The sequence below is a fragment of the Gynuella sp. genome (genome assembly GCF_050297175.1).
Taxonomy (GTDB): Bacteria; Pseudomonadota; Gammaproteobacteria; order Pseudomonadales; family Natronospirillaceae; genus Gynuella.
Map to the genome: position 1 here is coordinate 179,804 of NZ_JBNKSF010000019.1, position 12,570 is coordinate 192,373.

Here is a 12,570-nt window from a genome sequence, read left to right on the forward strand (position 1 = left end):
GGTTTAAATGGATTCCTGATTGCAATTGTTCACAACCAATAGCAATACTGAGACAGTTCACTCTGGGATAAAAAACGGATAACCGTTATCATCCCAAAAAAATTTCCAGAATGAAGTTTTTTACCGCAATTGCATTTTTTGTCAAAAGGAGTTCTAGATGACAATTTCCGCACACATTCAATCATTTCACCAGCTCCCGGTTCAGGAGTTCGAGTCCGGTCAAATCAACCCTGCAACCGCCATACGCCTCAGTATCGACTGGGAAGCGTATGAGGCGGGAGAAAAAATGATTAACAAGCTTACTGAGCTGACACGACTCCCCCAGTGTTCAGACATCAAAGCCCTGGTGATTGGTGAATGGGAAGGTTGTGCAGAGGGCAACAGTATTCAGGGAGTGATCGATTTTATCTGCACCCACCCGCACCACTTCGCCTCATTGGAAGCATTATTTGTCGGCGAGATGACTTATGAAGAGTGTGAGATATCGTGGATTGAACAGGGTGATTACAGCGCCATATGGTCAGCTTTGCCTAACCTGAAACACCTGCAGATCCGCGGCGCGGCTCCAACACTGGGTGACATACGCAGTGATGTACTGACAACCTTAATTCTGGAATCCGGTGGTTTGGCAAAAGCAACACTCGCCAGTGTGCTGGATGCAAAAATACCTATGCTACAGCATCTGGAATTATGGCTGGGCGACGAGAATTACGGTTGGGATTCAAATGTGACCGATCTACAGCCCATTCTGATGAAAGGCCGTTTTCCGAAACTACAGTATCTTGGACTGCGTGACAGCGACGACGGTGATGCTCTGGCCAAAATGCTGGCAGAATCCGAACAAACCGCCAGCTTACAAACCCTCGACCTGTCCCTGGGAACCGTGGGTGATGAGGGAGCCAAAGCGCTGTTGAGCAGCCCCTACATACAATCCATGCAAAAACTGGATCTACACTTCCATTACATCTCAGCTGACACATGCAATCAGTTATCACAGCTACCGATTGTTGTTGACCTCACAGACCCGCAGCAGGAAGACGACGGGGATCGGTATGTAGCCGTTTCGGAATAACTGTGTCGATAATCGTCAGCGTTGTACTCATCGGCAACCTTGAGGGTCGCCGATGCAAAGAGTTTCTGGCCGCAGCCCAAATGAAGCAACACATTGACCTGCATACATTATCATTTGCGGCCATTCTATCTTCGTCCAGTTGTAAAACCATTATCGCAACACTCTTCGAGCAGCTGCGTTCCAACCGGGTACTGATCAAAATAGAGTCTCCGGGAGAAAATTTCGTCATCGAGCGCAGTCTGGTGGCACGCGGCGCAGTGGAGAGCAAGCGCCTGACACCGGCTGATGCGTTGTGTCTGCAAGAGGATTTTGGCCGCATTCGTTTTCTCAAAGAATGGTACGTGGGCTTTTGCAAGATGCTCAGTGATCTTGGTAATCACATTAACCAACAGGCCCGCGACCGCAATCTCACGCTTCGCTACGTCAACACCCCGGATGCCATTGCCATCTTGTTTGACAAACCTAAGGTACAAACACGTCTGGCAGATAACAATTTACCGGTTCCGAAGACCATCCCACAGCTTGCATCAGCTCAGGACTATGGTGATATCAAGTCCATTCTGATGGATGAAAAAAGCCACAAGGTTTTCATCAAACCGGCATACGGTTCATCGGCTTCCGGGATCATGGCACTACAATTGAAAGCAGACGGTTCAGCCGCCCAGGCTTACACCAGTATTGAGCTGGTGGAGGAGCATGGAGAGGTAAAGCTCTACAACTCACTGAAAATTCATCGCTACCGGGAAAAACAGATCGCCAGAATTCTGGATATCCTAATACACGAAACCATCTATGCAGAACAATGGCTGCCCAAGGCTCAGACAGATGGATTGTTGTTCGATATTCGTCTGCTCAGTATCACCGGCCAGGCCACTCATGGCATACTCAGGTGCTCTACCAGCCCAATGACCAACCTGCACCTGGGCAATCATCGTAAAGACATTTCAACACTGCCGGATTACCAAAACATTCTGAGCCAGTGCCAACCGTTACTGCAACAGGTATCAGAAATATTTCCGGGAGCCGACAACATCGGTTTCGACATTTTACTCAGTAAACGATTGCGTCAGCCTTATATACTGGAACTGAATGCCTTCGGCGACCTGTTGACCAATCACCGTTTCAACCACAAAAGCACGCAGGAAAACCTGCTGGATTCTGCATTAGCGGAGTTAACGTATGCTTGATATGAACAACCTGGCCGGCAAAACCGATATTGTACTGATCACTCTGGATACACTCCGTTTTGATGTTGCTGAGCAGCAATTAAAAATCGGAAATTTGCCGGTCATGAGCCAATTTTTTGATTGCTGGGAAAAACGTCACGCACCTGGCAGTTTCACTTACTCCAGCCATCAGGCCATATTTGCCGGTTTTTTCCCAACCCCTTATGACAACCCCAAAGCCCCTAGACTGATGGCTCTGGAGTTTCCGGGCAGCGAAACTCAAAACGTTAAGACCTTAACCTTTGGGACAGCCAACATTGTGCAAGGTCTGCAAACCATTGGATACCGTACAATGTGTATCGGTGGTGTCGGCTTTTTCAATAAACTGACACCATTGGGATCAGTTATGCCATCCCTGTTCGAACACAGTCACTGGCAACCGGAATTTGGAGTGACTAACCCTGACAGTACCAGAAATCAGATTGACTACTGCATTGAGCAGATCCAGCCTATTTCCCCACAACAACGCGTGTTTTTATTTTTGAATGTCTCAGCCATACACCAGCCCAATCATTATTATCTTTCAGATAAAGTGCAGGACGACCTGGACTCACATGCTGCAGCGTTACGATATGTAGACCACATGTTGGAAAACCTGTTTGCTTTTTTCACAGCACGCTCAGACACAATTTTTATCATTTGTTCCGATCATGGTACCGCTTATGGAGAAGATCATTACCATGGCCACCGTTTGGCTCATGAAAGTGTCTGGACTGTACCCTACATTGAATTTTTACTACCGAAGAGCCAAGCCTGATGCCGTCTGTTGAAGAAGTACTTGGAAGCGAAATCTATCGCGCTTACGCCTACTCGTATCCTCATAAGAGTGCCTACCGGGCGCTCTCCAACCCTACGGAACTGGAACCTCTCTGGGCTTCAGAAAAACGCGATTCATTGTTCTTATACGTGCATATTCCGTACTGCCAGATGCGCTGTGGTTTCTGCAACCTGTTCACATTGGTACGGCCTAATGATCAGCAGGTTGAAGTTTATATTGAAGCACTATTACGGCAAATTGAGACATATTCGGCCATCCTGAATCCCGTTCGCTTTGCCCGGTTTGCGCTTGGAGGCGGAACCCCTACATTTCTGACACAGCCGCAACTGCAACGGTTAATGGAAGCCCTGTATCATCATTTCGGTCTCAATCTGCATGATACTCCGGCCACCATTGAATGTTCTCCTGGCACCATTGATCAAGAGAAGGTCACTTACCTGAACAGCTTGGGAACCCGCCGAATCAGTATCGGTATTCAAAGCTTTATTGAGCAGGAAACCCGCAATCTGGCGCGTCCACAATCTCCGACAGAAGCACATGCTGCACTGGAAACCATTCGAACGCACAGTGCTTCAGAACTAAATATCGACCTGATTTATGGAATTGATGGTCAGACCGAACAAAGCTGGCGCTATTCCATTGAGGCAGCACTGAATTATCTGCCGGAAGAGCTATATCTTTATCCTTTATACATACGCAAGCTGACAGGCCTGGATAAAATCAAGAAAAATCGCATCGCCAGTGATCGTCAGAGTCATATGCTGAAGCTGTACCGGCTTGCCAGGGAGCAATTATTGAGCGCCGGCTATGAACAGGTCTCAATGAGGATGTTTCGTCGCCAGACCTCCACCTCAGCGGAGCAGCCAATTTACACCTGTCAGCAGGATGGCATGGTTGGTCTTGGCGCCGGCGCACGGTCATACACCCGTAACGTTCACTATTCCAGCGAATATGCCGTGGGACGCCACGATATCAAATCCATCATCGAACACTATAGTCAAATGACAGCTGATGATTTTCGCTACGCAGGCTATGGAGTGACACTCAATGAAAAAGAGCGACAACGGCGTTTTGTTATTCAGTCATTACTATTGGCCGAAGGACTATCCCTTCGCCAATACACGGAAACGTTCAGAAGCCAGGTAATCAACGACCTACCAGAACTGGCAGTATTGGCAAAACTGGGTCTGACCCAGACAAGTGATCTGGATATTCGTTTGACCGAAACCGGTCTGGAACGCGCGGATATGATTGGAGACTGGTTAATATCCAAAGACGTTCGCCAACGCATGCAAGGTTTTGAATTACGATGAAACTCGATATCAGTTATCGGGGCTATTTATCCAGCTGCAACTATGACTGCAGCTACTGCCCGTTTGCCAAAACCGTCGACAACCGGGATACCCTGCAACAGGATGCCGAGGCACTGGACCGATTTACCCACTGGCTTGAACAGCAGTCAGGATATCAGTTTGACGTATTGTTCACCCCCTGGGGAGAGGGACTGGTACGCGCCTACTACAGACAAGCTTTAATCAACATATCACATTTTGATCACATCCATCGGGTAGCCATCCAAACTAACCTGAGCACCTCGCTCAACTGGTTAAAAAAAGCCAATAATGAGACCCTGAAACTATGGACGACCTACCACCCCTCGCAGATGTCATTGAAGAAATTTATTCACCAGTCCCGCACACTGTCAGAACTTGGCATTCAACACAGTGTTGGCATGGTAGGGGCACATTCGCTACTGGAAGCAGCACAGGAACTCAGGCGGGTTCTGCCGGCAGATACGTATCTCTGGATCAACGCATATGATGACGATCCAGACTATTACAGTGACGTTCAGGCTGCCCAGTGGCAAGCCATAGATCCTTACTTTCACCTCAACCGAAATCGCTACAAAACCCTGGGAAAGCCCTGTGCTGCTGCCGAAACAGCGTTATTTATCAATGGAAAAGGTGACGCCAGTCCCTGCCATTTTATCTCAAAACATCTTGGCAATATTTATCGGGACAAACTGTCAGACATGCTGACTCCAATGCTTTGCAGCAATACGGAATGCAATTGTTATATTGGTTACCGACATATACCAACACTTCAATTGGAAAAAGTTTATGGTGACAATCTGATTGCCCGAATTCCGATTATCCAGCCAACCGAGTAGTGCAGAAAAACAAACAGTTATATCTGCTGTTTACGACTCGCCATCTACCTGCTTAATACGTTCCTGAGCCAATAGCGCAAGATCATTCGGCTTAAATTTAGACAGGAACGCGTCACATCCAACTTTTTTAACCATGGCTTCGTTAAAACTACCACTTAAAGATGTATGCAACACTACAAACAGATCTTTAAGGCGAGGGTCATTTCGAATTTCAGTCGTCAATCGGTAACCATCCATGGCCGGCATTTCTGCATCTGTCACGAGCATCAATAATTTTTTGCTGACATCAATCCCACTATCAGCCCATGCCTGCAGTTTTCGCAATCCACTCAGACCGTCGTGAGCTTCATGAATTTTTAAGCCGAGCGCTTCAAAAGTATTTCGTACCTGAGCAATGGCCGTCGGAGAGTCGTCTACCATTAATATCTCTCGACCAACGGCTTTATCAACCACATTTTTATCGAGCAGATTAAGGTCAATCTCCGTCAGTGCCGGAGCTACTTCAGACAAGACTTTTTCAACATCAATAATCTCCACTATCTGCTCATCCAGACGAGTAATAGCTGTCAGATAATGATTTCTGCCTGCTCCCTTGGGAGGCGACATAATACTTTCCCAGGTAAGATTGGTAATACGATCAACCGTACCAATCAGAAAGGCTTGGATAGAGCTGTTATATTCCGTGACGATAATGGTGGAGTTCTCATCATATTTCAGTGGCCGCATACCAATAGCCTTGGACAGGTCAAAGACCGGCAAGGCGCGTCCGCGAAGATATGTGGCACCGATAATGACCGGATGCTGATGTGGCATCATGGTGATTTTGGGCAACCTCACAACTTCCTGTATTTTGAATACATTGATGGCAAAACGCTGACGCCCATGCAATCTGAATGTCAGAATTTCCAGACGATTCTGTCCCACCAGATTGGTTCGACTGTCTACGTTTTCTAAAACCTTGGACATACAGCACCTACGCTTATGATTCTTTCATACGTTTAGTTTAGACAGAGATTTGGATTTGTGTGAGCTCAGTTCAAGATTTTACCCGGCCAGGGACAAAAACAGCCGTCCACAATCGCGTTCACCTGTGAAAACACATGATTTCCTGTTTCTACTCGTTGAATCACGCTGTCTATAAAACTATTGCCGGTGTTACATCGAATGCCACTGCTGAAGGGCCCGAAATAAGCTATCGTTCCATCGGCATTGCTGATCAGCGCTGCCGGCGTGGCCGGAATCCATGGATAATCTCCGGCCTCAATGACCCGCACCGCTGACTCTGGCAGGTGATTGGCTTGTGCAATAGCCTTGAGACGCTCCGGTTGCAGATGGTCATTGTTCAATACCCATATCTGACTGTTAACCAGCCCCTTCTGATTCGCACTTTTCACCAGAGAAGCGATATGCTCACGGGAAAATCCATTACATGGACATGACAGGTCGAGAATCTGGATAAAGCTGGAAGCCGGCAGACGGATATCATCTGGCGTAAAACCAACCAGACGTTCATCCGGATCAAACTCACGCAAATATATCCGTTGGATTTGCCATACAGCGATCAGGCCAATCAGAATGACGGCGACGAGCGCCCATACCATTACCCGCCGAGGAGTTAGAATATGTCGCATTTACCCCATTCACACCGTGCCAGAAGGTAGCTTTTATCAGCACACTGGGCATCGTAGACTTCCAATGGCCACTGGTTGCGTAACAGCGTGATATCGGCATTTTGGCATCCCATCGCCACAACTTTTGACTGCACCAAATACAGACTGCGCCCATACTTACGCTGCTTGGCATTGGCCAGTCTGGCGGTTTCCATCACGGATAAATCGGGCTGCGTCTGACTCATCATTTCTTTATACAAGGGTGCATAATCTGGATCATTCATCAGATCCTTTTCACCTGCCACATAAGGCGCCAGAACGTCGATACATTTCTCAGCCTGATCGGTGTTGCCCAATAATGCCTGAACCTTGGCCACGGCAGTGTTCTGCACCCCCTGGGTAAAACGCAATGTGCCGATAACAGGAGCCGCTTCCCGTTGTCCGAAACTTGAGTTCACTGCATTGATAAAACCGCGATCGGCTGCTTCTACGATTGGGGCATTAGCAGCCCACCAGGCTTTCCTGGCAGAATAAGCCACATTTTTGGCCTGCCCACCCATTTGATAACAGGTACTGACGAGATTCCGCATCGTTGCATCGGCACTGATCGCATTCGCAATGGCCTGTTCCTCAGTGATTGGCGCACTGGCACAACCTACTAATACTAGAGTGATCATTAATAAAGATAATTTCATGGTTGCCTCCAGCGTTATTCCGTCAAGTATTCAATCACATCATGGTGATCAAATGGCCAGCCCAGATCATCTTTTTCAGTGCCCATTTTGATGACAGGAATCCGGGTCCCGTAGATATCAACAAGGTAGCCGTCGTCAGCGATCTCTACTTTTTCAATTTTAAAATGAAACTCGAGTGCGAGAGGCTGGAGAATTTTTTCTGCCTCCTCACATAGATGACAGCCTTCAGTGGTATACAAAAACAAGGTATTCATATGAGGTCTTTGTCGCTTGAATCGGCCGCCATGATAGGTATTTGAGCGAGAAGGTCAAAGAGGAAATCAGACTGACCGATATGAAATGCATCTCCATATCGGCGTTTTGGTGCTGAATCAGGCTTGTGACGCGCCATCCAACAGCGATTGGTTGATACCTCGCTGCAATTCAGTGGCATCGGGGTGAAGGTTCAACAAGTCGAGGAAATCAGCAGAATGCAGGCTCGTTTGCTGCTGCATTTTTTGGGCGGTTTCTACCAAGTGCTGGGCATAGTTGCGCAACGGCTCAAGTCCCCTGGGCAGTGTGCTGGACTGCTCGCCGGAATTATCCTGGTACAACCGGCTGGCATAGGTCTCCGTTTCCCGCAATGAAAGATTCATCGAACTCAACTCTGATGGGTCAATTTCCAACGCCTGAGCCATCTGGAAAGCAGTCTCGACATCACCATCGAAGAATTCCGAAGCCAATGCATCAACATCCTGCAGCAAGCTGGATATAGCATTCATTTCCTCTTCATCCAGATCACCCTGAATATCCAGGTAAAACTGCGATCCGCTAACGCTGGACCAGGAAACACTGCTTCCAGAGCTTGAAGAAGACAGCGAACCATATTGGGCATTCAATCCACTGTAACCAATCGTGACCTGATCACCATCCCGCGTAGTCAGGCTCAGTGACAACTGCTGCTTGTTGGCTCGAAGCTCATCATAGGCACTTGTATATTGGGAAGATGTAACACGGCTCTCATTCGAACGTCCACCATCGCTACCTGTGACCGCATCTGTCACCTGTTGGCCAACGGCCGAACTGATATCGTCTTCATTCGAAGACCACTGATCTAGCGCATCATAAATATGGCTTTCTGCAGCGTCGATATTCCCGGCCATGGCATCATCCAACTTGCCATAGTTTTTCAGAATATCGCGTGCCTCAGAAAACCCCTGCTCTACTCCACTTCTGGCTTGAGCAACCAACTGATCACGTTTTTCAGGATCAGATTCCTGAGCGATACGGGCGTTGACGAAACTCATGACATTTTTAACGACGGCATCTACATCAAAAATAGATTGTGCACTGTTTGTCTCGGAAGTTTCTGATGCAGCCTGTGCCTGGCTGCCGGGCGCTGTGCTGGAAGCTTCATGTTGGGTACTTTGAGCACTGCGTTGAGAATAGTGATACTGCGTATACTGCTGTTGCCAACTGACTTGAGAAACCATAGCGGACCCGTCCTGTGCAGTAAGTTTATGGGTATTTCCTCTGCATCGGCCAATACGCAGACAACTTAAATCTTTTTTTTCACAACTGTATTATCGATTTATTTGGTAAAAGGGCTTATTATCTGGCACCAACAATCTAATCACTCCGTTATTATAAAAATCATGAAAAAAATTCAGGATTGATGTATGGCTAGGCTCGACTCATTAGTTATTTTTACCACCGTTGTTAAAGCCAATAACTTCACCAACGCCGCACATTCGCTGGGACTGACACCATCCGCAGTTTCCAAACAAATTTCCCTGCTTGAAGATCGCCTGGGGGTTCGACTGTTAAACCGGACGACACGCTCTGTCAGTCCAACAGAAGCGGGGCAACTGTTTTTTAACCGCTGTAACCGCATCATGGAAGATCTTGAAGAAGCGGAACATATGGTCAGGGATCTGGAGACCTCCCCTCGGGGCACTCTTAAAATTACTGCCACTCCGACATTTGGCCGTTCCCTGTTGATGAAAATATTCTCAGCATTTCTGAAGCAATATCCTGAAGTGAATTTTGAATTGATACTGGCAGACAAGAATCTCGATCTGGTACGCGAAGGCATTGATTTGGCCATTCACCTCGGCTCGTTACAGGATTCCCGGCTAGTAGCCCGCCCGGTCGCCAAGCAGAAAGTGATCTTATGCGCCACCCAGGATTATCTGAGTGAACATGGACACCCAAAAGACCTGAATGATTTAAATAATTTTCACGTACTGATGGTTTCTGGGATCGATTATGCGGAGCCCCGATGGATTAAACGCTTCATCAAAGAAGCCGGGCTACAGAATAAAGAGCGACGGTTTACAGTGAATGATCTCGATACCATGTGCGAAGCGATGTTAAATGATATGGGTATTGCAGCATTACCCCTGTATTTGCTTAAGCCTCACCTGGAGAATGGCAAAGTAGTACGCGTACTACCTGAGGTTGTGTTCCCAACCAGAACCATTCATGTGGTCTATCCTGAAAACCGCTATCTATCAGCTAAAAGTCGGGCGTTTGTGGATTTTATGGCCGACTATTTTGAATCTCATCAATTAAATTAAGCCTGACTACAGTAATGGACTCATCAGCCGCGCCAAGTGCTCAATCACTTTGCGATAATAAGGACGACTGGACCACTGCTGAAAGCTGATAGGCTGGCTTTTTTGATGGTAATCAGCAACCACCCGGTATAATTTTTGGGTGGTTTCAAGATCGTTGACTACGAGCGTCAACTCAAAGTTCAACCAAATACTCCGCATATCCAGATTGACCGACCCTACCAGTGCGATGTCGTCATCAATCAGCACGCATTTTGTATGTAATAACCCCCCGGTAAAACGACGAATAATCACACCATCATGCAACAGTTCTTCAAAAAACGAACGACCCGCATGTTTTGCCAGAAACGAGTTATTACGGAACGGCAGATAAATAGTCACTTCCAGTCCCCGTAATGCTGCCGCTTTCAGCGCCAGTATCAGGGCATCATCCGGCACAAAATAAGGTGTAGTGATTATAATCCGTTTCCGGGCCTGATAGATGGCCGTCAGCAACAGGTGAATCAGATTATCCTTGGCCAGAGCCGGACCGGAAGGCACCACCTGAATCGGAATGCTAGGCTTTTCTCTGTGCTCAAAACTTGGATAGCGCAAGCTTGCACTGGGTTTTTGCCCGGTTTCCATCTCCCAGTCCATCAAAAACACGCCGCGTAGAATTTCAGCAGTCGGCCCTTCAACCCGAACCATCAGATCGATCCAGACTCCGACATTAGCCTCTCGCTGAAACGTCTCAGGATCGGCCAGGTTCATCGACCCGGTATAAGCTATCTCACCGTCAATTGAGAGAATTTTTCGGTGCAGGCGCAAATCCTGACGCTGAAACAACATTCGCAGCGGATTGGCGTGCAGAGCTTCCGCCACTTCCACGCCCGCTTGTTGCAAACGCCTGCAGATAGCAGTTCGAAAAAACTGGCGACTGCCAACGGAGTCGAGCAGCATTTTGACCTCCACTCCCCGTTTGACCGCGATGATCAATTCTTCCAGCAACGCCAGTATGCGACCATCTGCCTGACAGATATAGAATTCCAGCAGAATACTGGAACGAGCGCGCACGATGTCGGCATGCATAGCCGTTAAAATGGCTTCAGGAGTATCCAGTATCTCAAGAGTATTGTGCTGAAAAGCAGGTAACCGAATTGCCCCGTAACTCTGATCCCATAGCGGTTTGGCTGCATAATGCCGGGCCGGATCCAGACGGGAGGGGTGACTTCTGAGTCCCAATACCCACTTTCCATAGAATTGATACATTTCCCGGGCCCTGCGGGCACGGATAAACCCAAGGTTCTGCTCTCCAAAGATCAAATAGAGCACCGCTCCGCCGATGGGGAAGATCATGATCAGAAACAACCACGCCAGCGTCACACCAACGGACTTATTGCGTGTCAGTATCCTGAGACCCAAACCCAGAGTAATAACGACAAAAACAAGTACGGAATAAACCGCAGCCCAGGTCATCAGTATGTTGGTAAGGCAATATGATCAAACAGGCTGTCGAGTTCGGATTTATTGTTGTGCAACATAGCCTCATCGACAACGCTACGGCTCAGGTGTGGGGCAAAACGTTCAATGAATTTATACATATATGCCCGCAAAAAGGTCCCTTTGCGAATACCAACCTTGGTGATAGAGGCTTCAAACAAGTGGCTGGCATCAATGGTCACCAGGTCATGGTCCTGTTCCGGGTCTATCGACATACTTGCAACAATACCCACTCCGAGCCCCAGCCGTACATAGGTTTTGATCACATCTGTATCGGCTGCCGTAAACACGACCTTGGGATTTAAACCGCGGGAAATGAATGCGTCATCCAATTTTGAGCGACCGGTAAAACCGAATACGTAAGTAACCAGCGGGAACGTGGCCAGCTCTTCAATGGTCAGCGTTGACCGATGAGCCAGGGGGTGTGACTTGGGCACAATCACACTGCGATTCCAACGATAGCAAGGCATCATAATGATGTCTGCGAAATGCTCCATAGCTTCAGTGGCAATGGCAAGATCAACCGTTCCATTGGCTGCCATCTCCGCAATCTGCATGGGAGTACCCTGGTGCATATGCAACGATACATCGGGGAAATCCTTAATAAAATCCTCAATCACATCGGGTAATGCGTAGCGGGCCTGAGTATGAGTCGTAGCAATGGACAGACTACCCTTTTTCTCGTCGCTGAACTCCTGAGCCACCTGTTTAATCCCTTCAACTTTCTTCAGAATTTCTCCGGCAACCCTTAATATTGCTTCTCCGGCAGGAGTGATCCGGGTTAGGTGCTTGCCACTACGAGCAAAAATCTCCACACCCAGTTCATCTTCGAGCAATCGGATCTGTTTACTGATTCCAGGCTGGGAGGTATACAACACCTGCGCAGTCGCGGAGACATTGAGGTCATGGTGTGCGACCTCCCAAATGTATCTTAATTGCTGAAGCTTCATGATTGCCGTCCCTCCTCTGAAGAGCGTTTATTAGA

Annotated in this window: 13 protein-coding genes; 6 read left to right on the plus strand and 7 right to left on the minus strand. The window is 47.9% G+C overall.

Annotated elements, in window-relative coordinates:
• The first annotated feature begins 157 nt into the window (after positions 1-157).
• Genes ACQY6I_RS07965 through ACQY6I_RS07985 form a run of 5 tightly spaced genes read left to right on the plus strand, consistent with a single transcriptional unit; the run spans position 158 to position 5,246 of the window.
• Positions 158-1,072, plus strand: coding sequence for an STM4015 family protein (locus ACQY6I_RS07965; protein WP_428240941.1), 915 nt, complete (start codon positions 158-160; stop codon positions 1,070-1,072).
• Between the two features lie 2 nt (positions 1,073-1,074).
• Positions 1,075-2,259, plus strand: coding sequence for an STM4014 family protein (locus tag ACQY6I_RS07970; protein WP_428240942.1), 1,185 nt, complete (start codon positions 1,075-1,077; stop codon positions 2,257-2,259).
• On the plus strand, positions 2,252-3,055 hold the full coding sequence (locus tag ACQY6I_RS07975) for an STM4013/SEN3800 family hydrolase (protein ID WP_428240943.1): 804 nt from the start codon (positions 2,252-2,254) through the stop codon (positions 3,053-3,055). Before ACQY6I_RS07970 ends, ACQY6I_RS07975 begins: the two co-directional genes overlap by 8 nt.
• Positions 3,055-4,389: an STM4012 family radical SAM protein gene (locus tag ACQY6I_RS07980; protein ID WP_428240944.1), complete on the plus strand. Its 1,335-nt coding sequence runs from the start codon at positions 3,055-3,057 to the stop codon at positions 4,387-4,389. Before ACQY6I_RS07975 ends, ACQY6I_RS07980 begins: the two co-directional genes overlap by 1 nt.
• Entirely contained in the window at positions 4,386-5,246 is an 861-nt protein-coding gene (locus ACQY6I_RS07985) for an STM4011 family radical SAM protein (RefSeq protein ID WP_428240945.1), read from the plus strand. The genes ACQY6I_RS07980 and ACQY6I_RS07985 overlap by 4 nt, the downstream gene beginning before the upstream one ends.
• 30 nt (positions 5,247-5,276) lie before the next feature.
• Here ACQY6I_RS07985 and ACQY6I_RS07990 read toward each other — a convergent pair whose 3' ends face one another.
• The 5 genes from ACQY6I_RS07990 to ACQY6I_RS08010 form a co-directional block, all read right to left on the minus strand.
• A complete protein-coding gene (locus ACQY6I_RS07990; RefSeq protein ID WP_428240946.1) occupies positions 5,277-6,212 on the minus strand; it encodes a chemotaxis protein CheV in 936 nt (311 codons plus the stop codon).
• A 65-nt stretch (positions 6,213-6,277) separates the two neighbouring features.
• Entirely contained in the window at positions 6,278-6,877 is a 600-nt protein-coding gene (locus ACQY6I_RS07995; RefSeq protein ID WP_428240947.1) for a DUF6436 domain-containing protein, read from the minus strand.
• Positions 6,862-7,551: a hypothetical protein gene (locus ACQY6I_RS08000; protein WP_428240948.1), complete on the minus strand. Its 690-nt coding sequence runs from the start codon at positions 7,549-7,551 to the stop codon at positions 6,862-6,864. The genes ACQY6I_RS07995 and ACQY6I_RS08000 overlap by 16 nt, the downstream gene beginning before the upstream one ends.
• A 14-nt stretch (positions 7,552-7,565) precedes the next feature.
• Entirely contained in the window at positions 7,566-7,805 is a 240-nt protein-coding gene (locus ACQY6I_RS08005) for a glutaredoxin family protein (protein ID WP_428240949.1), read from the minus strand.
• Between the two features lie 117 nt (positions 7,806-7,922).
• Positions 7,923-9,023 (minus strand): DUF5610 domain-containing protein, encoded by a 1,101-nt coding sequence (locus ACQY6I_RS08010; RefSeq protein ID WP_428240950.1) that lies wholly within the window; start codon positions 9,021-9,023, stop codon positions 7,923-7,925.
• Positions 9,024-9,209: 186 nt separating this feature from the next.
• Between ACQY6I_RS08010 and ACQY6I_RS08015 the strand changes: the two genes are divergently transcribed.
• On the plus strand, positions 9,210-10,109 hold the full coding sequence (locus tag ACQY6I_RS08015) for a LysR family transcriptional regulator (protein WP_428240951.1): 900 nt from the start codon (positions 9,210-9,212) through the stop codon (positions 10,107-10,109).
• A gap of 6 nt (positions 10,110-10,115) precedes the next feature.
• On the opposite strand, the gene cls is transcribed toward ACQY6I_RS08015, so the two are convergent.
• Both cls and cysB read right to left on the minus strand, forming a co-directional pair.
• Positions 10,116-11,561, minus strand: a complete 1,446-nt coding sequence (cls, locus tag ACQY6I_RS08020; protein WP_428240952.1) for a cardiolipin synthase — start codon at positions 11,559-11,561, stop codon at positions 10,116-10,118.
• Positions 11,561-12,535, minus strand: a complete 975-nt coding sequence (gene cysB, locus ACQY6I_RS08025) for an HTH-type transcriptional regulator CysB (RefSeq protein WP_428240953.1) — start codon at positions 12,533-12,535, stop codon at positions 11,561-11,563. The genes cls and cysB overlap by 1 nt, the downstream gene beginning before the upstream one ends.
• Positions 12,536-12,570 lie beyond the last annotated feature (35 nt).